18 protein-coding genes and 1 tRNA gene are annotated in these 21,884 nt (G+C 37.5%); 8 read left to right on the forward strand and 11 right to left on the reverse strand.

Going from position 1 to position 21,884, the window contains the following annotated elements; all coding sequences use genetic code 11:
* Nucleotide 1: 1 nt before the first annotated feature.
* The 11 genes from ACZOVS_RS06985 to ACZOVS_RS07035 all read right to left on the reverse strand — a co-directional run bounded on the left by ACZOVS_RS06985 (nucleotide 2) and on the right by ACZOVS_RS07035 (nucleotide 13,010).
* Nucleotides 2-1,786: an RNA-binding domain-containing protein gene (locus ACZOVS_RS06985; protein ID WP_483996519.1), complete on the reverse strand. Its 1,785-nt coding sequence runs from the start codon at nucleotides 1,784-1,786 to the stop codon at nucleotides 2-4.
* A gap of 16 nt (nucleotides 1,787-1,802) precedes the next feature.
* Nucleotides 1,803-5,051, reverse strand: coding sequence for a helicase-related protein (locus ACZOVS_RS06990; RefSeq protein ID WP_483996520.1), 3,249 nt, complete (start codon nucleotides 5,049-5,051; stop codon nucleotides 1,803-1,805).
* Entirely contained in the window at nucleotides 5,038-5,277 is a 240-nt protein-coding gene (locus ACZOVS_RS06995; RefSeq protein WP_483996521.1) for a hypothetical protein, read from the reverse strand. The genes ACZOVS_RS06990 and ACZOVS_RS06995 overlap by 14 nt, the downstream gene beginning before the upstream one ends.
* Before the next feature lie 422 nt (nucleotides 5,278-5,699).
* Nucleotides 5,700-5,774: transfer RNA gene (locus ACZOVS_RS07000), tRNA-Asp, on the reverse strand.
* 130 nt (nucleotides 5,775-5,904) lie between these two features.
* Nucleotides 5,905-8,025 (reverse strand): ComEC/Rec2 family competence protein, encoded by a 2,121-nt coding sequence (locus ACZOVS_RS07005; RefSeq protein ID WP_483996522.1) that lies wholly within the window; start codon nucleotides 8,023-8,025, stop codon nucleotides 5,905-5,907.
* Nucleotides 8,026-8,256: 231 nt separating this feature from the next.
* Nucleotides 8,257-9,381: a lipid-A-disaccharide synthase gene (gene lpxB, locus ACZOVS_RS07010; protein ID WP_483996523.1), complete on the reverse strand. Its 1,125-nt coding sequence runs from the start codon at nucleotides 9,379-9,381 to the stop codon at nucleotides 8,257-8,259.
* Nucleotides 9,378-10,166, reverse strand: coding sequence for a 5'/3'-nucleotidase SurE (gene surE / locus ACZOVS_RS07015; protein WP_483996524.1), 789 nt, complete (start codon nucleotides 10,164-10,166; stop codon nucleotides 9,378-9,380). The genes lpxB and surE overlap by 4 nt, the downstream gene beginning before the upstream one ends.
* Nucleotides 10,167-10,183: 17 nt before the next feature.
* Nucleotides 10,184-10,765, reverse strand: coding sequence for a Maf family nucleotide pyrophosphatase (locus ACZOVS_RS07020; RefSeq protein WP_483996525.1), 582 nt, complete (start codon nucleotides 10,763-10,765; stop codon nucleotides 10,184-10,186).
* 1 nt (nucleotide 10,766) lies between these two features.
* Nucleotides 10,767-11,711: a geranylgeranylglycerol-phosphate geranylgeranyltransferase gene (locus ACZOVS_RS07025; RefSeq protein WP_483996526.1), complete on the reverse strand. Its 945-nt coding sequence runs from the start codon at nucleotides 11,709-11,711 to the stop codon at nucleotides 10,767-10,769.
* 10 nt (nucleotides 11,712-11,721) lie between these two features.
* A complete protein-coding gene (locus ACZOVS_RS07030) occupies nucleotides 11,722-12,249 on the reverse strand; it encodes a KdsC family phosphatase (RefSeq protein ID WP_483996527.1) in 528 nt (175 codons plus the stop codon).
* Entirely contained in the window at nucleotides 12,249-13,010 is a 762-nt protein-coding gene (locus tag ACZOVS_RS07035) for a Rossmann-like and DUF2520 domain-containing protein (protein WP_483996528.1), read from the reverse strand. Before ACZOVS_RS07035 ends, ACZOVS_RS07030 begins: the two co-directional genes overlap by 1 nt.
* Nucleotides 13,011-13,570: 560 nt before the next feature.
* Between ACZOVS_RS07035 and ACZOVS_RS07040 the strand changes: the two genes are divergently transcribed.
* The 8 genes from ACZOVS_RS07040 to ACZOVS_RS07075 all read left to right on the forward strand — a co-directional run bounded on the left by ACZOVS_RS07040 (nucleotide 13,571) and on the right by ACZOVS_RS07075 (nucleotide 21,883).
* A complete protein-coding gene (locus ACZOVS_RS07040) occupies nucleotides 13,571-14,080 on the forward strand; it encodes an RNA polymerase sigma factor (RefSeq protein ID WP_483996529.1) in 510 nt (169 codons plus the stop codon).
* A 221-nt stretch (nucleotides 14,081-14,301) separates the two neighbouring features.
* A complete protein-coding gene (locus tag ACZOVS_RS07045; protein WP_483996530.1) occupies nucleotides 14,302-15,294 on the forward strand; it encodes an AAA family ATPase in 993 nt (330 codons plus the stop codon).
* A gap of 8 nt (nucleotides 15,295-15,302) precedes the next feature.
* Nucleotides 15,303-16,181, forward strand: a complete 879-nt coding sequence (locus tag ACZOVS_RS07050; RefSeq protein WP_483996531.1) for a DUF58 domain-containing protein — start codon at nucleotides 15,303-15,305, stop codon at nucleotides 16,179-16,181.
* On the forward strand, nucleotides 16,178-17,254 hold the full coding sequence (locus ACZOVS_RS07055) for a hypothetical protein (RefSeq protein ID WP_483996532.1): 1,077 nt from the start codon (nucleotides 16,178-16,180) through the stop codon (nucleotides 17,252-17,254). The genes ACZOVS_RS07050 and ACZOVS_RS07055 overlap by 4 nt, the downstream gene beginning before the upstream one ends.
* Complete coding sequence (locus tag ACZOVS_RS07060; RefSeq protein WP_483996533.1) at nucleotides 17,251-18,249, forward strand: vWA domain-containing protein; 999 nt, start codon at nucleotides 17,251-17,253, stop codon at nucleotides 18,247-18,249. Before ACZOVS_RS07055 ends, ACZOVS_RS07060 begins: the two co-directional genes overlap by 4 nt.
* A gap of 10 nt (nucleotides 18,250-18,259) precedes the next feature.
* Nucleotides 18,260-19,324, forward strand: a complete 1,065-nt coding sequence (locus ACZOVS_RS07065) for a VWA domain-containing protein (protein ID WP_483996534.1) — start codon at nucleotides 18,260-18,262, stop codon at nucleotides 19,322-19,324.
* Nucleotides 19,308-20,018 (forward strand): tetratricopeptide repeat protein, encoded by a 711-nt coding sequence (locus tag ACZOVS_RS07070; protein ID WP_483996535.1) that lies wholly within the window; start codon nucleotides 19,308-19,310, stop codon nucleotides 20,016-20,018. Before ACZOVS_RS07065 ends, ACZOVS_RS07070 begins: the two co-directional genes overlap by 17 nt.
* A gap of 38 nt (nucleotides 20,019-20,056) precedes the next feature.
* A complete protein-coding gene (locus ACZOVS_RS07075; protein ID WP_483996536.1) occupies nucleotides 20,057-21,883 on the forward strand; it encodes a BatD family protein in 1,827 nt (608 codons plus the stop codon).
* Nucleotide 21,884 lies beyond the last annotated feature (1 nt).

Genomic DNA, 21,884 nt, shown 5'->3' on the forward strand with positions numbered 1-21,884 from the left:
GCTATTTTTTTATCGTCACATATTTCTGTGTAGGAGCATTTTTACTTTCAGATGAAGTCATCTCTATCAGTTCACCAAGTATGGGGTCTATATACATACGTTTCATCCAATTCCTGTCAGAATATCCCAAGTGGTTGGCAATCTCCTGCAATGTGCGCGGCTCCCGGCAAAAGACGACCAAGGCCTCACGCAATTCCCGTTTTTTCCTCTCCCTTGATGTCACTCCTTGAGTTTTACTCCTTGAGTTTTTTACTCCTTGAGTTTTACTCCCTGAGTTTTTCACTCCTCGAGTGTAATTGTCATTGATGGTGTAAGAAGTCCACCGTCCCTTGTTGTTGGATACGAGCATTCCATTATCAACCAGAGCATAAAGAATTCTACCTACCTCCAAAGGATTTTTACCCAATAATTGCTGTATGCGATAATTGGAAATATTATCTTCCGTAATGGCAGTAGCCAAAACCAGTTGACATTCTTTATCAAGCCTATTATACTCACTACCATAAATCTCATTCAACGCATGATGACATTCTTCCGGAATAAGAGATACCATAGATAGGGTCAATTCAACAAGATGCAAATCAGTCCGTTCCTCCAAAAATGGCTTACGCCAGTTTTCATTTTTCCATGCATTCAGAATAGTAGGGAACCCTGAACCGATGTTGTCGCCAAAACCAATCATTCTAAGCATTGACTGCATATTTGGATTTCTTGCCTTTGAATTACCTCCGGCATAAATATCCATAACCGGTATTTTAAGTGTACCCGGATTGGAGAAGACAAAACAGTCATCGTGCTTTTCTACTTTTAGAACTCCTGTTACCATATAGTCTGAATGGATAATAAGATTTGTCAATGCCTCTCGGATGGCTTTATGAACAGGGGTATCGTCTATGCGTTCCATACCCTCCAGCCTGAACGGACGTTTTATATCGCTTACTAACTTGGACAATACGCGCATAAAGAAATTATACAGATTATTTTCCCATCGACCGTCGTATGTCAAACGGTCACTCCAGCGGCTGTCCGGTTGCAGATTGGTCATATCAAGATAATCCATGCGGATATTGTCAAACCTTTGCCTGATAGAAAGCCCTTTGCCAAACATAAGCAAACCGGCTAAAGTCAGTCCTTCTCTGCACGTATTTCTATCCACAATATATCCACCCATATTCAAAAGAAAGTCTTTATCGGAATAATCATTCCAAACGTGATCAGGATTCGCTGTACGAAAACGATTTCTATAGGCAGCAAGAGTAGGTACATCGATGTCATCCATTGTATAATTCTCCATCAATACAGAATCATTACCACTGTCATTTGCATCGCGAATCATTGCTTTTACATCATCTTCCGTACAATGGTAATCACCTTCATAATTCCGTTTGAAAGCCCCATTCATCATGTTTCCATTGATATAAATGGGGCGCTGCCTATAATCAGCCTGTGGTATGCGAATACACAATAAATCACAGCCTTTATATTGCAATATCTCAACATCGTCATCTGTCAAAATGTTTCTGTTTACTTTATTGCTATTCAACGTATCAAATAATTCTTTTTTCATTTTATGGGGATTGGATACGCCTGTTATCTCAAACCTTTTTTCAATATCAGGTTCGTTTTGGTTTTCCATTATTCCGAGCAAAATGATTCCGCCAATAGTATTGGCAAATGAAGAATACGTCTCCCAAACAGATTTCGGAAGCTTGCCTTCTGCTTTTTTACACTCAAACGTAATACGCTCTCCGACTTGCAGCAATATACTTATGTCATTAGTATCCATAATTTTCAAACTATCATTATTTAATAACCAGGAAACATATCAACTCAAAATCGTCCAACCCACGAATTTCATTGGAAAACAGGTTGCCCTGCATCCCATTCAGGAAGTCATCTATATCGCTCTCTTCCTTCACCGTGATAATGCTTTCAATTACCGATTGCAACAAGTTGCTGTAATGACGCATATTCTTGCCATCGCGGGTTTCCTTGTTGAACTGTTTGCAAAGCGCCATATCCGGTTCTGTCTTGTCCTTGCAGGCATAACGCATCTTGTCGAGCAGTTTTTTAGGCGACAAATGGTCGCAGATAACGGTTCCGGTGTGTGAAATGTAAACCATGTAAAATGGGTGGAGCAAATTGGAACGGTCGATATTTACGGCATTGTTCTTGTTCTTCAACACATACATCACACCCGGTTCCACCAATTCGGAAGCACTTACCACCGCACTCATTCCGAAGGGTGTCAAATCCATGTTGGGATGCTCTTTCAGATTGGCCAATAAATCCAGACGGAATTCATTCAACCCCAAATCCATGATGTTGACACCGGTATCCATATCCTCAATATCGAGCACTTCATTTTGAAGTTTCTTCAACTGGTTGCGGCGGTATTCCAAATCGCCTTTTTCATCGACCGACAAAAGGTTGTCATCACCGGTGCTGGTGATAACAGTCGCTTTCATTCGGCTTTCCACACGACCTTTCAGTTTGATATAATCATCCAACTCCATATCCGGCCAATAGTTCACCAGTTGAATCACCTCGTTGCGGCTACCTATACGGTCGATACGACCGAAACGCTGAATGATGCGCACCGGATTCCAGTGAATGTCGTAGTTAATCAGATAATCACAGTCCTGCAAGTTCTGTCCTTCGCTGATACAGTCGGTTGCAATCAACACATCTATTTCCCTGGTGTCGTCCGGATGAATGGCATCGCGGTCTTTCGAGATTGGCGAGAAATAAGTAAGTATGTCGTTGAACGTACATTTCAGTTTCGGTAACGTACATTTACCCTCAGTACTACCGGTTATCAGAGCCGTATGCAGTCCGCAATCGTTCAGGATTCTATCAGATAACTGTTCGTACAAGTAATTGGCCGTATCAGCAAAGGCTGTAAAGATGAGTACTTTCTTGTTCGTACCGTTGATCGGATGTTCAAACTTGTTTTTCAAGTCAGCTACGAGCTGCTGCAATTTAGTGTCATGCTCCGGCGTAATATCCTTCAACATGAATATAAGTAACTCAAGCATTTCCAAGTCTGCTTTCAGATCACGTCTCCAACTCACATAATCCATGTCACGGAGATTGATTTTCGATTTACGCCCCACGAAAGGATCGTTTTCATTATCTTCATTATCAAAATCATCCGAAAATTCAGTTACATCAATTATTCCGGCACCACTTTCCTGAAATTTATCAATGGCAGTAATGGAGTCTTTTATAAAATCATGTATTCTTGTCAAAGTAAGGCGAAAAGAGTTCACGCTACTTTCTAAACGTTTCAGCAGGTTAATTGCCATCAATTTTCTAAGACCTTTTTCACGACCATCCACAGTAAGTCCTTTACCTTGAAAATCAATACCATAGTTATCCTTTTCACTATCAAATATGAAAAATGAAGGTGTGTATATGGAAAGATTAAGATTATTAAGCATTTCCGCAATATCTGCAAAAGTTATGGCATCGTTCAAATCCGTAAGTTTGGGTCTGCGAGATACAGGTGCGAGACGTGTAGGGAATTTTCCCACATCGTTCGTGTTGTAATACTTGATGATGTGGCTACGGCTACGAGCTATGGTAACGGCATCGAGCAGTTGAAAGAAATCATAGTTCAATGAATCTACTAATTTTTCCGTGGTTCTATTTTCCGGAGGCAGTTTAGCCCATTTTGAATATACAGTCTGTGCATCTCTGAAAATACTGTCTATACTCTTTCCCGTATCAAGCAAATCGTTTATATTTTCGGCCTTGCCTTCATACGCCAATTGCAGTTGATTTTTCAAATCGTTGAAACGGTTGTTAACCGGTGTGGCTGAAAGCATAAGTACTTTCGTTTTTACACCACTGCGTATGACTTTATTCATCAGCCGGGCATAACGGTTCTCCTTGAAATCATCTTCTTCGTCCTCATTGTCAAATCGACCGCCATTGCGGAAATTATGACTCTCGTCTATGACAATTAAATCATAGTTTCCCCAGTTCACACGTTCCAGGTCAAGACCGTTGCTCCGTCCGCTATCCCTTGACAGGTCTGAATGAAACAAAATATCGTAACGCAACCGGTCTGCCAAAACCGGATTGTTCTTATAGTTGGAACGGAAGGTCTGCCAGTTGTCATTCAATTTTTTAGGACAAAGAACCAATACATTTCTGTTTCGGTTTTCATAATATTTGATAACTGAAAGTGCGGTGAAAGTTTTTCCCAAACCCACACTATCAGCAAGAATACATCCATTGTATTTCTCCAATTTATTTATTATTGCCCAAGACGCGTCTTTTTGGAAATTATAAAGTTTGTTCCAAATAACACTGTTTTTGAATCCGGTAGCCTCATTAGGCAAGACATCTTCGTTAATATCCTCCAAAAATTCATTGAAAATGTTATACAGCGTAATGAAATAGATAAAGGCAGGAGCATTTTCCTTGTAAACCGTCTCAATATTTTCTATTACATTTTCTGTCACATCCTGAAATTTCTCCTTGTCCTTCCAAAGTTCATTAAAGTTATTCAGAAACATATCTGTCGAACGATGTCCGGGCATACCTACAACCATAGGACAAATATTGTTGCCTCTGTCAAGACCAAGTTCGGTAGTGGTAAACTCGTTAAAAGGCATATATGTATAAGTCTCCTCTTCATTCCTAATGTTGAGGAATGAGTTCATGGAACCATGAGTAATATTGGTTTTGAATCGGGCTTTTCTGCGAATCCAGTCTGCACATTCTTTAGCAATGGCACGTTGCGTAAGCCGGTTGCGAAGTCTTATTTCAAAATCAGAGCCAAAAAGATTTCTTTCTCTATTCAATTTCGGTATATAGAACTCTCTTTTTTGCTTTTCAGACTTATCTGCATAAAATGTCGGTGAAGTAAAAATAAAGTTTACACAGTCCAACTTTTCCAACTCTTCTTTCAATGCTTCGTATGCATAAATGTAAAAACTGGCTGCCGCTATGGAGATTTGGCTATTGCCCGATGACAATACCTCTTTCAAATCATCTATGACACGTTCAGTTATATTATTGAATTGTTTAGGAACCTTCATATTTTCTCATTCTTAATAACCAAATCTTATTTTCAACACCTACAATAATATTTTCGAGACGGCAAATGACATAATATAATTTTTCAACAAACCTATCATTTACTATATTTATGAAGAAAGACCAAGTATCCCGAAATGATTTATATAACTGTATTTCAGCATTCTTATATTCAAAGATAACATACTCCCATATTTTCAACAATATTTTTATTTCAGCAGTATCCATCTGTCTTTTTATCACTTAATTATAATCCCTATCAGACATTTACATAATTCAAACAGCGACATTTCAATATTTTGCATCCATTTCCCCATAAATATAAATCTTGTGTTTTTATTTTCTTTTGCAAAGCAACGACAATTTTTATAAATCTTCAACTTTAATGCACGAATCTGCCTATAATATTTCTTCAATCAATTCATTTTTACAAGCCAATTCAACTCCACACAAAAATAGGAAATATAATCCGATAATAAAATGATTTATCAAAAAAACATATCAACATTTTTAGTTAATAAAATTCTGTTTCTTCAACATACATCATTGACAATTATCTGTTTTGATCGATAAAAGAACTTATTCGGGAAGCATGTTATTATTACATAAAAAAAGATGCAAATTCCATTGTGTGAATTTGCATCTTTCTGCGGTTCGGACGGGACTCGAACCCGCGACCTCCTGCGTGACAGGCAGGCATTCTAACCAAGCTGAACTACCGAACCATCAATCCAAAGAACCTTGTCTTTTGACGTTGCAAAGATACGATATTTTCATTTACTGTCAAGCATTTTTTTAACTTTTTTTATCCTTTCAGAATATTTTTCATTAAATACTGACAATCAATAATTTGAATCATATTTTGTCTTTATATACAAAAGCTCCTTCATCTTTAACAGCCCAACACGGAATATTCAACTCAGCAGCCTGTTCTTTCCATCTATCCTTGAGATAATCGGGAACACTACTGTCAACAATCAGTAAATCAACATCATATACATCAAGAAGTTTTCCAAGAGTTGTCTTCATGCGTCCACGCACTATCATAAAATCCAAATGTATCTTACGTTCGAGTTTTAAATCAGGCTCCATAACATCGTCTATCAAAGCCATAGTTTTCCCGCCAAAACTTATAAGATTTTCCCGTTTTTTCAAATATTTACATGTAATATGCCTATCATCCGCCGACATAATATGTCCCCTGCGAAATACACCTTCTTTTATAAGATTGTTTTCAATATTATATGCCATTGCCGAAGAATTCGACATCAATACAGTATCGCACAACAGTATATGAGTGTTTGAAAATGTAAAATCCACAGCCGTTGACTTGTTGATACAATATACCGTCATGGAGAAAGTATTTCTTTGCTTTATTGTCCTCGACAATCCTGATAAGCCAAACAGTAAAACCGAACCAAGCAAGACAAAAAACATCATTTTGTTTCTGTACTCCACACACAACAGCAAACACAAAACGGCAATCAACAGCAAAACAAAATCAATTTTGTCAATATAAAGTCCTCTTATTAAAGAAAACGGCATATTCTCGATAAAAACGACAGCACCATTCATCATTTTAATCATCATTTTCACACAAAATGCCACCGCAATATTGAAATATGGCAGAAAACACAGCAACAACATAATCATGCCACCTGTTATCACCACAGTAGAAACGGGAGTCATAAACAAATTACTCAGCCAGAAATAAGAAGGAAACTGATGAAAATAATAAATTGCGAAAGGCGCCGTAGCCACCTGTGCGGCAAGGCTCACCGATGTAATCTCCCAAACTTTGTTTATCAATCCGTATTTGAAACAAAACATACGCGAGATATGCGGCTGAAGAACGACAATACCTATAACGGCAACATAAGAAAGCTGAAATCCAACATCGAACAAATTCGCAGGATCGACAAGCAACAAGATAAAAGCCGAAGCAGCTATGGTATTCATCAATATGCCCTTACGTTTTATTATATTACCGACAACGACAAACGACAACATTATGGTTGCTCTGAGTATAGAAGGTGCCAAACCGGCAAGCAAAGCATAAAACCATATCAGAAACAATAATATCATTTGTTTTAACTGCTGAGTTCCATGTTTTTTGTCCAAAAACGCCAACATATAGGAAAACAACATAAATATCACACCAACATGCAAGCCTGAGACACACAGCAGATGCATGGCTCCGGCAACGACATATTTCTGCCGCAACTCTGTTCCCAACTCATCATCATAACCCAATAAAATTGCCGCAGCAACCGAATACTCCTCACCTTCAATGCCGAGACTGTACATTGTTCTCAACAAATAATCTCTCAAAAAATAAGAAAAGCCATATATAGGACTCGAGATGTCATCTCCCAAGTCAATCCATGAATCTTTATTCAGATACACCTGATGCGTGATATTTTTATTCAAAAGATATTTCTTATAATCAAACTGCTCCGGATTCAATGCCGGAGAAACAATTTCCGGCTTAGTGATAAAAGCCATGACATCACCATATTCCAACGACAGACTTTCAGGAGTTTTTTCAAAATAACACATAATCTTACCTTCACAATCAATCATCTTGCCGTCATAATTTGCCACGCACAACGTTTCTATCACGACTTTCACGGAGTTCTCTTTCTCCACTATACATTCCGACAAGCGAGCCACACAAAACGAATAATCAGACATCACTTCAGAGATATGATATTTACCAAGGTCATTTCGAAGACAAACCAATACCATACCGTCAATCATCATGACAAAAAACAGTAAAATACCGAAAAGCCAAAGTCTGTCGTAACGTTTTATGAAAAATGACGAAACAACAAGTAACAAGGAAAATATCACTGAAACGACCATCATATCAAAAAGATACAATGACAAGGCATCACGAAAAACAAATGCCATAATAATACCGGCAGTAAAAGGTATCAAAATTCTAATAAAAGGATATTTGAACCAGTTTATCATATCATGTCGTTTTAAAGCGCAAGTTACGACATTTTACAATTCATACAATATTGATATTCAATATTTTATGTTAATTTTTATTAAGATTTAAGTAAAAATTCCTTAAGAAAAACCAACCAAAATCTTAAAATACATTTAAGAATATCATTATGATAAAAAAGGTAAAAACAGACTTATCAGACTAAAGTCAGGAAGCTGTCATTTAGCATAACAAAAAAATGCCAAGCTTCATCAACGAGGCCGGTAGATATTCTGCACTATGATATTGGCAGCTCTGTCCGAAGCGCCTTCATTGCCGAGACGGTATTTCAACTCGTCATAATCTTCCAAGAGGCGTTTTTGACGTTTTGGATTTCTAAGCAGTTGGTTCAGCTCATTTTTTATATTATCAGCAGTCAAATCATCCTGTATCAATTCCTTAACCACCGGTTTATTCATAATAAGGTTAACCAGGCTGATATATTTGACCTTTATCAAATTTTTAGCGATGATATAAGATATTCTGCTGCCTTTGTAGCAAACCACCTGAGGGACGTCCAACAATGCTGTTTCAAGAGTTGCGGTACCTGAAGTTACCATGGCAGCACTCGACACCTGAAGCAACTGGTATGTCCTATTCACCACGAAGCGCACATTAGCCTTACCTATCAATGACTTATAATAACTCACCGGCAGAGACGGAGCACATGCCACCACAAACTGATAATCAGGAAACTTTTTCACCACCTCAAGCATGACATGCAACATTTTGGCGACCTCCTGTTTTCTGCTACCCGGGAGCATGGCAATAATCTCTTTCTTGGGATTCAGTCTATTCTGTTTATAGAACACCTGTCTGTCAACATGTTTCATAGAATACATCTCATCGAGGAGAGGATGTCCCACAAATACGGAGTCCACATTATAAGAATCATAAAAATCTTTTTCGAAAGGCAAAATGACGAGCATTTTATCCACTGTTTTTTTTATGGTAAAAACTCTTCTTCGTTTCCAAGCCCAAACTTGAGGAGAAATATAATAAAACACCTTGATTCCGAGTTTACGGACATATTTTGCCATTTTAATGTTGAAGCCGGGATAATCTATAAGAATCACCGCATCAGGAGCAAATTGTTTAATATCTTTTTTACAAAAGTTAAAATTTTTTAAGATTGTTTTAAGATGAAACAACACCTCAACGAAACCCATAAAAGCGAGGTCTTTATAATGTTTCACAATCTCAGCGCCTTTTTTACGCATAAGGTTACCTCCCCATGCCCTGATGACAGCATTAGGATCACGCCGTTTCAGAGCAGCTACAAGATTGGAGCCATGCAAATCACCGGAAGCCTCCCCGGCTATTATATAATATCTCATTTAATATCAAAATTGTTATTTTCAAACCAACCATTCACTGTTTTCAATGCTGAATAAGAAGTCCAATCATAATGAGAAGGCACCACTGAGACATAATTATTATTAAGTGCATAAATATCCGTATCCTCTTCACATTCATCTTCAATAAAGATACCCGTCACCCAAAAATAATCTCTTCCCATAGGGTCTCTTCTTTTATCGAAACTCTCGACCCAGCGAGCTTTAGCCTGACGGCACACCTTAACTCCTTTTATGGCCTCATCGGAGAACTTTGGGAAGTTAACATTAAGACAGACACCGGCAGGCAGTCCTTTAGTCAACACTTTATCAGATATATCGAGTACATAATCGTCCACATGATCGAAAACCGCATCACTGTCGTAGCAGTCGAGGCTGAAACCGACAGCAGGTATATTAGCCATACATGCCTCAATGACAGCTCCCATAGTGCCGGAATAAACAACATTGACAGAAGCATTGGAGCCATGATTGATGCCCGACACCACCAAATCAGGCAGTTGTTCCATAATCTGCTGGTATCCCAATTTTATGCAATCGGCAGGACGCCCGTTACATATATACATCATATAATCATTACTCTTTTCATGAAGTCTGTATCGTAAAGGGATAGTTGTCGTTATCGAATGACTTTGCGCCGACATAGGCTGTTCTGTCGTCACGACGACGACTCTACCGATACTGCGCATCAACTCGACAAGTTTCCGAAGTCCCTTAGCTTGATAACCATCATCATTGGCAATTAAAATAAGCGGTTTTTCTATCATAAATCTCTCAATTTTACTCAAAAATGCTTTAACACCTGATAAAGACGCTGTGTAGGCAATCCCATCACATTGTAATAAGAGCCGCGCACCTCAGCAACCCCAACATAACCTATCCATTCTTGCACTCCGTATGCTCCGGCTTTGTCATAAGGGTGAAAAGCGTCTATATAATATTTTATCTCTTCATCTTCAAGATTGTCGAACGTCACTTCTGAAGTAACTGAGAATGTTCGCGTTTTAGCAGCTGTAAGGACTGTCACTCCGGTAATGACTTTATGAGTACGACCGGACAGCATTTTCAACATCCTCTCAGCATCTTTTTCATCTTTTGGTTTACCCAATATAAAGTCATCACAAATCACCACAGTATCGGCAGCTATCAACAGAAAATTTTCCGGCAGTTTCTCTCCTTCAAAAGCATGAGCCTTTTTCTTACTCAAAAATGCCGGAACATCTTCAACACCAAGACTTTCCGGATAAGTCTCTTCCACATCCGCTGTCATCACAGTAAAGTCTATTCCAAGACCTTTCAACAAATCTTGCCTCCTCGGAGATTTCGATGCAAGTACAACATCATATTTTTCAAGATTATTCAACATGTCACACAAAAATCATAGAAATAATTCCGAACAACATCAATATCTTGGCCATCAGCGAGGCGCGATGAAAATCCTTTTTCTTTTCAGCATTAAGCACCTGCATGATCAAAGCCACGCACAAAACATCTACTACAATGAGCGACAAAAGGGCGACATTATTGTCCATGGAATATAATACATATTGGAAATAAGCCACCAGAGCAAGCAATAACATTATCAAGACACTTACCATCACTTTCGTCACAGTAAGTCCTGCAACAACAGGCAATGTCCTGCAATTATCCTGCATATCACCTTTATAGTCTTCAGCATCTTTTATCAATTCTCTCACAAGCGTGCTAAGAAAAGCGAAAGCTGTATAAATCAATACATTATATTCAATATAAGGCATCACATCCTTAACCACGCTGAGAATCAAAGTATCTTGAGACAAATATATCATCTCGAAAAAGAGAGGCAATGCCACGGCAGATGCCACGGAAAGAGCCACAATAATATTGCCTATCAACAACTTACGTTTATATGTACGGGAATACAAATATAAAACAAGTGCCAATAAAACGACACAAACCACAAGTTGAAAAAAGCTCATCTTCAAAGCCCTCACCCCGGATACCACAGAACAACACAAGCCAAGAATATTGAGTATCCAATAGTAAACATAAGCTGTTGACTTTGGCAACACTCTGTCAACTATGACAGTATCAGGGCGATTTATTTTATCAATATACACGTCAAAACAGTCATTTATAACATACCCGCCAGCCACCACAAATATCACAGAGAGGACGAACAAAAAAAACGACAGTGAATCCGGCACGACAGTAGAATAACTTGTCATAAACAGCGGTGACATCAAAGCATAATACACCAAAAACATCATCAAGGCCACCATTATCAGGTTTTGCCATCTCACAAGTTTAAAGAAATATTTTATTTTCTTCATAAACAAAACATTACCAAAGATGAGACTCAAAATTCAGCATCCATTTATCCTGTACTTTCAACACCTGTTCCACAATGTCTCTCACACAGCCACGCCCACCGCCAAAAGCACTGATATAGAGACTTATAGATTTTATCTCCTCGGCAGCGTCGGCAGGACAGACAGGAACAGAAACAGCTTTCATCGGCAAATAATCAGGTATATCATCCCCCATATAAACAATTTGATTGGGTTTTATATTGCGATATTCCATATATTCATTCAGCTTTGACATTTTATCAGCCACTCGCAAAAAGACGTCTTCAATATTGAGCATCTGCATTCTATTCAATATAGAGAGAGAATAACCTCCAGAAATGACAGCGACATTATATCCAAGTTTACGTGCAAGTTGAAGAGCATACCCATCTTTGACATTAGCCATCCGCAAAGGCTCGCCATTTTCATTCACGAGTACATCGCCATTAGTCATAACTCCATCATAATCAAAGATAAAAGTCGTAATATCATTTAACAATTCCTTATAATTTCTCATCATCAGAACCTTTTTAGAATATAATCTGTCAAAATATCATAAATCTCCAACTCATCGTGAGAGTTTTTAAGCATTTCACGGTGCATTGCAATAGTACCAAAGTCTTTACGTCTTGCCGGACCCGTCAAAGCATCGTGAGGATTTGTCATAAAAATCTTATCCATTGTCTCCATCACCAATGGCTTCATCAATGCAAGAGACAGATTTTCAGCATTTAACAAATCAGTGCCTATTCCCATCATAACATCCACAAAATTACACATAAAAACAGCAGCAAGATGAATTTTTTTTCGTTTTTCATCATCACAATGATAAACAGTGGCAAATAAAACAGAAGCAAAATCTTTCAACAAAGAAAGGTCTTCAGAAGTAACACAGTTAATTAATATAGGTGTAGTCCGGTAATCTATCTTTTTACCCTTACTGAATGTCTGTAAAGGATAAAACACTCCTCTGCGTTCCACAGGAAGTAAAGCATCCATACTTTTGATTCCGGAAGTATGCAATAACAATCCATGAAAACCGGAAAGTTTAGCTGCTACTTCTTCAATAGCATCATCCTTAACAGCCACAATGACAATGTCGCAATCCATCAACTCATTTATGTCACTAACAACTCGGACCCCCAATTCTCGAGCCAGGTCATCGACCTTGAATTTATCACGAATATATATGCAATATGGCGATATTTCTTTATTTATCAACGCTTTACAAAGAACACAAGCCAAATTTCCAGCCCCTGCAATACCAATTTTTCCTAACATAATTACAATAGCTTATTTTTTTACGAAATTACATTTTTTTAACAAATAACAACACTATTTTTATAAAAAACTTTTAATTTTCAAATGACGAAAAATTCACACAAAACAACACAATTAAATACACAACATATAACAATTTACAAAATAAATGTAAAACAAAGTTTATTGTTCATTAAAGCAACAAGTTAAACAATCATTTTAATAATAAAATCATTTCATCACCATTAAATATTTGGATATCAAACATTTTATTATTTAATAGTAAACAAAATAACAAACAAGACATAAATAGACCATATTGAAACAACAAATGTTAATATATTGTTAAAAAGAACTTATTTTATACCGTTAACTTACATTTTACAACCGACAACTTAAACAAATTCTGTTAACTTTATGAATATAACCGTTAACTTTAGAAATTTAACAATTATTTTACATTTTTTCAATGTATTGATATTCAATAATATTAACAGAAATATAATTATTATTAAAAAAAAATTCTTGACAAAAATAAAATATGAAATAAGCTTTGCAGCACAAATAAAAACAACAACCAGATGACAGCAATAGAATTTAATGCAAGTCTAACAGAGATGCAAAAGTATCTTGAGACTTTTGCGAAACAGCTCACAGGCAATGAAGACGATGCCAAAGACCTGACGCAGGAAACATTCCTGAAAGCACTTGTTTACCGAGAGAAGTATGTCAATCATAACAATTTCAAGGCATGGGTTTACACAATAATGAAAAATATTTTTATCAACAATTACCGAAGACAGAAAAAATCCAAAACTATTATCGACCAAACTGAAGACTTGTATTATCTCAACATCAGCAATTCCAACAGTGACACCGATCCTGAATCTATGTATTATGCTTCAGAGTTAGAGCATGGAATCAAGCAACTCGATGCCGATTTCAGAAAAGCATTCGACATGTACAATGACGGTTACAAATACAAAGAGATAGCAGAGACATTAAAACTCACCATAGGCACAGTAAAAAGCCGTATCTTTTACAGTCGCAAGAAACTCATGGAACAACTCAGTGAATTTTGTCCCAACTAAACTGTAAATACAAACATAACACAACAATCCGACAGAAGGACTTCGTGAGCATTAATTTTGAAAAATGTCAAAAATTCATGCCAATCACGAAGTTCTTTTTCATTAGAATAATGATATGTAAAAATTTAAAAAATCTTAAAAATTAGTTAAAAATTGAACAATATTTTTACGAAAAACGTGTTTAAAACAAAATGAAATAAACAATTAAAATCAAAAACAAAATGATTGATACAGATATCAGAGAATTGAACGAGAAGATTCAGAGAGAGAGTCAATTCATCGATTTGATTAACCTTGAAATGAGCAAAGTAATTGTCGGGCAGAAAAGCATGACAGAAAGACTGCTTATTGGGTTATTGTCCAACGGACATATTTTGTTGGAAGGTGTCCCCGGATTAGCCAAGACTTTGGCAATAAAAACATTGGCGAACATTGTAGATGCCGATTTCAGCAGAATACAATTCACTCCCGATTTATTGCCTGCCGACCTTATAGGCACTATGATATACAGTCAAAAAAAAGAAGAGTTTATAGTTCGCAAGGGACCTGTTTTCGCCAATTTCGTATTAGCCGATGAGATAAACCGTTCGCCTGCCAAAGTACAGAGTGCTTTGTTGGAAGCCATGCAGGAACATCAAGTAACCATAGGAGACAGCACTTTTGCCCTACCCGACCCGTTCCTAGTCATGGCAACACAAAACCCCATAGAACAGGAAGGAACATATCCATTGCCGGAAGCACAAGTTGACCGTTTCATGCTGAAAGTCGTAATAGACTATCCGAAAAAAGAGGAAGAGAAAATCATTTTAAGGCAAAATATAGACAAAAATTATCCTCAGGCACAAAAAGTGACTACAACAAACGATATCATCAACGCAAGAAAAGTTTGCCGGGAAGTATATTTAAGCGAGAAGATAGAGAATTACATCACCGACATAGTATTTGCATCACGTTATCCTGAAGATTTCAAATTAAAGAAACTAACCAATTTCATTAGTTACGGAGGTTCGCCACGTGCCACCATCAATTTGGCAATGGCTGCCAAAGCGTATGCTTTTATCAAACGCAGAGGTTATGTGATACCGGAAGATGTGAGAGCTGTTGCTGCCGATGTGATGCGTCACCGCATCGGTCTGACATACGAGGCAGAAGCCGAAAACATCACCACCGAAGAAGTCATTAATGAAATTCTCAACGTTGTAGAAGTTCCGTAATAATTAATATGGAAGCAACCGAATTATTTAAAAAAGTCAGAAAGATTGAGATAAAGACCCGAGGATTGTCAAACCATATCTTTTCAGGTCAATATCACAGTGCTTTCAAAGGACGAGGCATGACATTCAGCGAAGTGCGCGAATATCAATATGGAGATGACATTCGCAACATAGATTGGAACGTCACTGCCCGTTTCAACCGTCCTTTTGTAAAGATTTTCGAAGAAGAACGAGAGATGACTGTGATGTTACTCATTGATGTCTCCGGTTCCAATGATTTCGGTTCCATTGATATCACTAAGAGAGATCTCACTGCTGAATTAGCTGCCGTACTTGCTTTTTCCGCAATACAAAACAATGACAAGGTGGGAGTAATATTCTTCAGTGACCAAGTGGAGAAGTTCATTCCTCCCAAGAAAGGCACCTCCCATATCTTACGCATAATAAGAGAGATTGTCACTTTCACTCCTTCACATCAAGGGACCGACTTAGGGGAAGGTCTTCGTTTTTTGACAAGTGCCATAAAAAAACGTACTACTGCTTTTCTTATTTCCGACTTTATGACAGCAAAACCTTTTGAACAGCAGTTGAGAATGGCGGCAAACAAACACGACCTTATATCTCTGAGAATAACCGACAAGAGAGAACTTGTCATACCTAAAATAGGTCTGGTAAAATTCAGAGATACAGAAACCAACAAAGACGTATGGATCGACACATCAACGGGTGCATGGACAGAAGCATATCAAAAATTCGTGCAACACGAAACTTCGGCATTGAATCGTATATTTACCAACAATGGTATAGACAACACATTGATATACACTGACAAAGACTATGTAAAACCACTCATGCAGTTGTTCAAGAAAAGAGAATCAAAAAGATGAAATCATTGAATGCCAAACATATAATATTCAAGTCATTAACAACGACACTTTGTTGTCTGATGCTGTCTTTGGGAACGCAATATCTTGAGGCACAGGACATATATGCTGTAGGTAAAATCAAGACCGACACTGTACATGTCGGACAGCCTTTCGACTATGAGTTGAATATCAGGGTCCCTTCAAGTTATAACATCGATTTAAACATTTTTAATGACACTTTAAGCAAAAACATAGACATAATAGAAAAAAGCGAGGTAGTCAAAACTCCTTTCAAAGACAGTGATGACATGTTGTTGTCACAAACATTAAAACTTTCAGTTTTCGATACCGGCAATGTCGTGATACCGAAGGTGTCCATTCCATATTCAAAATCAGAAAGAGACAGCATACTTCTCAGTTTAAGTACCAACTTCACAGAGATTTACGTTGCCCCTACCCCTATAGACACCACCCAAACCTTCAGAGCCATCAAAACTCCTATTAAACAATATTTCTCTTTAGAAGAAGGCATACAATACACCGGAATAATCATTGTCATTGCTGCCGTAGTACTTGGTATTATCTTCCTCATTAAAAAAATCAGAAGAAAACCAACAGAAGAAAACAAGGAAGATATCAAACCCACTATACCGGCAATCATCACTGCAAGAGAGAAACTGCAAACACTTAAACTCAACAACTTGTGGCAACAGGGCAAGTTCAAGGAATATTATACCGAACTTACCGACATTGTAAGAGAGTATCTCAAAGGCCAATTCAGTATCAATGCTGCAGAAATGACTTCTGAAGAGATTTTACAGGAAGTCGGAACATTGAAACTCGAAGAAAGGACTTTTGACAAACTGAGAAACACTTTGCATACATCAGATTTTGTCAAATTTGCAAAGGCAATACCGACAAATGATGAGAATGAGATTTCATTCAACAATATCAAAGATTTTATTGAAGATAGTTACTCTCATTATCAAGAAGTCGAGAAACAAAAAGCCGAACAGGAAAAGCTCGACAAACTCATAAAGAAAGAACAACCAACAGAAGACACTGAAAATCAGAAGACGGAGGACACTATATGAGTTCTTTTGAATTTGCATCACCATATTTCCTTTATGGATTGATTATCATACCGTTGCTTATAGTATGGTACATTTTCAATCAAAACAAGCAACAAGCATATCTTAAATTCCCGGACACAGGCTTTTTCAATAATCTGCCCAAGAGTTGGAAAGTATATGCGAGACATATTGTTTTTGTTTTGGAACTCTTTGCTTTAGCTTTAATGATAATTGCGATGGCAAGACCGCAAAGTAGTTCATCAAACAAGACCACCAACATAGAAGGCATAGATATCATCATGACCATGGATATTTCCAGCAGCATGTTGGCTTGTGACTTAAAACCGGACCGTTTGGAAGCAGCAAAAGCCGTTGGCTCCGATTTTATTAACGGCAGACCAAATGACAGAATAGGTCTTGTAGTGTTCAGTAGCGAGACTTTCACACAAGTACCATTGACAACAGACCACGGCATGCTGTTGAATATGATAAAAGACATGCAATGCGGCATGTTGGAAGATGGAACAGCCATAGGAGATGGATTGGCGTCGTCGGTGGGACGATTAAAAGACAGCCCCGCCGTATCAAAAGTCATAATACTACTTACTGACGGCGACAACAATGCAGGCTCGGTTGATCCATCCACTGCTGCGGAAATGGCAAAACTTTACGGAATAAGAGTTTACACCATCGGCGTCGGAACAAGAGGTACAGCTCCATATCCTGTTCAGACACCTTTCGGAACAACTCAATATCAACAACTTCCTGTCAATATCAATGAACCTTTGTTGCAAGAAATAGCAAATACCACAGGTGGCATGTATTACAGAGCAACATCCAACGAAAAACTACAGGAAATATACGATGAAATAGACACTTTGGAACGTTCAAAGATAGAAGTAAACGAATTTAAACGTCTTTACGAAGAGTTCTATCCGTTTGCAATATGGGCTCTCATACTTTTGATGATAAGTTTCATATTGCGCAACACATTATTCAAAACTTTTACAGAATAAGGAGAACAGCATGGAAACCAATATATTAAAGTTTGAGCATCCTGAATATCTGTATTGGCTCATTGCCATACCGATTATCATAGCTGCCTACATTTCAGCAAGATATATCAGCAAAAAGAGATTCGAGAGTTTTGCCAACATTAAACTCAAGAAATATCTGATGCCTCTTTATTCAAGACAAAGACAGAATATCAAATTCATCATTTTCATACTGATAATAACGTTAACCATTATTGGAACTGCCAATTTACAGACAGGTTCAAAATTGGAGAATGTAAAAAGAGAAGGCATAGATTTATTTTTCTGCATAGACGTTTCTACCTCTATGAATGCCGAAGACATAGCACCCAGCAGATTGGAGAGGTCTAAACAGGCAATCAACAATATCATTTCAAAACTGAAAGGCGACAGAATTGGTATCATTGTATTTGCCGGCAATGCTTATGTACAACTGCCTCTCACCACAGACTATGCTGCTGCAAAAATGTTCCTTTCAACCATAAACACTAACCTTATTCCAACACAAGGTACTGCCATTGGCCAGGCTGTAAAACTTGCAACACAGTCGTTTGGCAATACAGAACATGCAAAAGCCATAATAATAATATCCGACGGAGAAGACCATGAAAACGGAGAGGCTGTAAAAGCCGTGCAGGAAGCTGTAAAATATGGAATCAAAATATATACCATAGGCATGGGACTCGAAGATGGCGCGCCTATACCTTTATATAATAAATACGGCAAACAGACCGGTTTCAAGAAAGACAAAGAAGGTAATATAGTAATAACAAAACTCGATGACAACATGTTGCGTCAAATCGCTGAAATGGGTGACGGTATTTATGTAAGAGCCTCTAACTCCAACGTGGGCTTGGATAAAATATTCAACGAAATCAACGAGGCAGATAAAACAGAGATAGAATCAAGAGTATTTACCGACTATGAAGACCAGTTCCAATGGTTCATAGGCGCCGCAATATTATTGCTGATATTAGAAATAATGCTTGCCTCCGGTAAAAAAGAATGGGAAAACAAATTCAAATTTTTCGACATTGACAATGAAAACTCTAAATAAAATATTATTTGCATCATTGTTGTTAGCGGTATGTCATCATGCTGAAGCTCAAAACAACAAGGCGTTGATACGTCAGGGCAACAGGGAATACAAAAACGGAAACTATTCCGAAGCAGTAGTGGATTACAAAAAATCATTGGAAGACAAATACAACCACAAAGCACAGTTCAACTTGGGTGATGCATACTATGAACAAGGCAATTACGAAGAATCTTCCAAATGTTTTACAGATATTGTAAACAGAAATGTGCCTGAAAATGTCGAAGCCGATGCCTATTATAACTTGGGGAATACTCTGATGGCACAAGAAAAATATGCAGAAGCATTTGATGCATATAAAAACTGTATCAAACTGAATCCGAAAGATGAGGATGCACGTTACAATCTTGAATATGCACGATGGAAAATGCAGTTGCAACAAGAACAGCAGCAACAGCAAGATCAACAACAGCAACAAGAACAGCAAAATCAAGATCAACAACAGCAACAAGAGCAGCAACAGCAAGATCAACAACAGCAACAAGAGCAGCAAAATCAAGATCAACAACAGCAACAAGAACAGCAAGAAATGTCTAAGGAAAACGCAGAACGAATGCTGCAAGCCATTGAAAATCAGGAAAAGGAAACCATGGAAAAGATGAATGAAAGAAAAGCATCAAAGATGCAAAAGAGGAATATTCAGAAAGATTGGTGATAAAAAAATTGTAACTTTGCAAGATAATTTCAGAAGAGATGAAAGTACGGTTAACATATTTATTGATATTATTATTTTTCTCATTAGGTGTTAATGCCCAAGATGTTATTTTCAAGACCATCTGCAAGAAGCAAGTAATGGTCGGTGAACAATTTCAGGTGTCATACGAATTGAACGGCGACGGAAAAGACTTTCAAAAACCGGATTTCAAAGATTTCGAATTGATAGGCGGTCCTTTCACATCAAGAAGTTCGAGTACCAATATTGTGAATGGGTCTGTGACTCGAAGCAATACACAAACTTTTTCTTTTTATTTAAGAGCCATAAAAGAAGGTACTTTCAGCCTGCCACAGGCTACCATCACAGTAAACAAAACAAAAATCAAAAGCGAGCCTGTAGAAATCACCGTTGTTTCTGGAGGGAGCGGAAACAGCGGCTCTGTATCCGACAGATCCCAAACAAGCCGAAGCAATTCTAAGGACATTATACTTGAAGCAGTACCAAGCAAGAAAAGTGTCTTTTTAGGAGAGCAACTCGTATTAACATACAAAATTTATTTTACAATACCCATCTCACAATTGTCAATATCTAAAAGTCCTTCATATTCAGGATTTTGGACTAAAGACATATCTGACAATAACGGCAATTTGCAACAATCGTCAATAATGCGTAACGGGCAGGAATACAGAGTAGTGACAATACAGGAAGTCGTTCTTTTTCCTCAAAAAAGCGGCAACTTGACCATAGATCCGCTCGATATAAGTTGCATTGCACAGATAAGACAAGAAAGGCAAACAAGACAAAGTTATGATCCTTTCGAAAGTTTTTTCGACAATATCATGGGAAGCACATATACCAATGTTAAAAAAGAAATAACATCACAACCAATAGAAATAGAAGTAAAACCACTTCCTGCAAACAAACCCGCAACATTCAACGGTTCGGTAGGACAGTATTCTTTCAGTTCAAAAATTGACAAAACCAAGATGAAATCCAATGAGGCATTCACCATAACATATACTGTTACAGGTAAAGGCAATATTGAATTGCTCGACATGCCCAAGCCTGTCTTTCCTCCGGATTTCGAAGTTTATGACCCTAAAATAACAACATCAACAAAGAATAATTCATTCGGCATCAGCGGAACAAAAAAAGCCGAATATGTCGTAATACCCAGGGTATCAGGAGATTTTACATTAGAACCAGTGAAATTCACCTATTTCGACCCGGCAAAAGAACAATATGTCACTCTTTCATCTGATGTGTACGACCTGCATGTAGAACGTTCTGAAACCAATAACAGCGGAGGGGTAATCTATGCACCGGGACAGGAAGAAATAAAGATACTTGGCAGCGATATACAACACATAAAAACCAACGACTTGACATTATCTTCCAAAAACAGCTATTTCTTTGGCTCCACATTGTATTTTATGACAATAGTGATATTGATAATCATTTTCACAATTGCCTATATATCATATAAAAAGATTAATAAATTCAATAAAAATGAAGTATTGGTACGCAATAAAAAAGCTAATAAAATTGCAGGAAAAAGATTGAAAAATGCGCATCAGTATTTAAAAGAAAACAAGCAGGAAGCTTTTTATAATGAACTGTCGCAAGCCCTTTGGGGATATATATCAGATAAACTTAATATCTCCAAAGCCAAGTTGTCAACAGATTCCATAAAAGAAGAAATGATAGAAAAGCACATTCCGGAAGAGACAGTAAATCAATTTATTGAATTGATACACAACTGTGAATTTGCTCTATTTGCACCAGGAGATCCCAATAAAAAAATGGATGAATTATATCAAAGAGGCATAGAAATCATAACTAAAGTTGAAAAACTGTTAAAATAAG

The sequence above is a fragment of the Candidatus Limimorpha avicola genome, assembly GCF_056978975.1.

Bases quoted from the DNA above. Each gene is read 5' to 3' on its own strand.
- ACZOVS_RS06990 (WP_483996520.1), bottom strand. From the start codon at position 5,051: ATGAAGGTTCCTAAACAATTCAATAATATAACTGAACGTGTCATAGAT.
- ACZOVS_RS07075 (WP_483996536.1), top strand. From the start codon at position 20,057: ATGAAAGTACGGTTAACATATTTATTGATATTATTATTTTTCTCATTA.
- ACZOVS_RS07025 (WP_483996526.1), bottom strand. From the start codon at position 11,711: ATGAAGAAAATAAAATATTTCTTTAAACTTGTGAGATGGCAAAACCTG.
- ACZOVS_RS07055 (WP_483996532.1), top strand. From the start codon at position 16,178: ATGAAATCATTGAATGCCAAACATATAATATTCAAGTCATTAACAACG.
- lpxB (WP_483996523.1), bottom strand. From the start codon at position 9,381: ATGAGATATTATATAATAGCCGGGGAGGCTTCCGGTGATTTGCATGGC.
- ACZOVS_RS07035 (WP_483996528.1), bottom strand. From the start codon at position 13,010: ATGTTAGGAAAAATTGGTATTGCAGGGGCTGGAAATTTGGCTTGTGTT.
- ACZOVS_RS06985 (WP_483996519.1), bottom strand. From the start codon at position 1,786: ATGGATACTAATGACATAAGTATATTGCTGCAAGTCGGAGAGCGTATT.
- ACZOVS_RS07045 (WP_483996530.1), top strand. From the start codon at position 14,302: ATGATTGATACAGATATCAGAGAATTGAACGAGAAGATTCAGAGAGAG.
- ACZOVS_RS07020 (WP_483996525.1), bottom strand. From the start codon at position 10,765: ATGTTGAATAATCTTGAAAAATATGATGTTGTACTTGCATCGAAATCT.
- ACZOVS_RS07070 (WP_483996535.1), top strand. From the start codon at position 19,308: ATGAAAACTCTAAATAAAATATTATTTGCATCATTGTTGTTAGCGGTA.
- ACZOVS_RS07040 (WP_483996529.1), top strand. From the start codon at position 13,571: ATGACAGCAATAGAATTTAATGCAAGTCTAACAGAGATGCAAAAGTAT.
- ACZOVS_RS07005 (WP_483996522.1), bottom strand. From the start codon at position 8,025: ATGATAAACTGGTTCAAATATCCTTTTATTAGAATTTTGATACCTTTT.
- surE (WP_483996524.1), bottom strand. From the start codon at position 10,166: ATGATAGAAAAACCGCTTATTTTAATTGCCAATGATGATGGTTATCAA.
- ACZOVS_RS06995 (WP_483996521.1), bottom strand. From the start codon at position 5,277: ATGGATACTGCTGAAATAAAAATATTGTTGAAAATATGGGAGTATGTT.
- ACZOVS_RS07065 (WP_483996534.1), top strand. From the start codon at position 18,260: ATGGAAACCAATATATTAAAGTTTGAGCATCCTGAATATCTGTATTGG.
- ACZOVS_RS07060 (WP_483996533.1), top strand. From the start codon at position 17,251: ATGAGTTCTTTTGAATTTGCATCACCATATTTCCTTTATGGATTGATT.
- ACZOVS_RS07030 (WP_483996527.1), bottom strand. From the start codon at position 12,249: ATGATGAGAAATTATAAGGAATTGTTAAATGATATTACGACTTTTATC.
- ACZOVS_RS07050 (WP_483996531.1), top strand. From the start codon at position 15,303: ATGGAAGCAACCGAATTATTTAAAAAAGTCAGAAAGATTGAGATAAAG.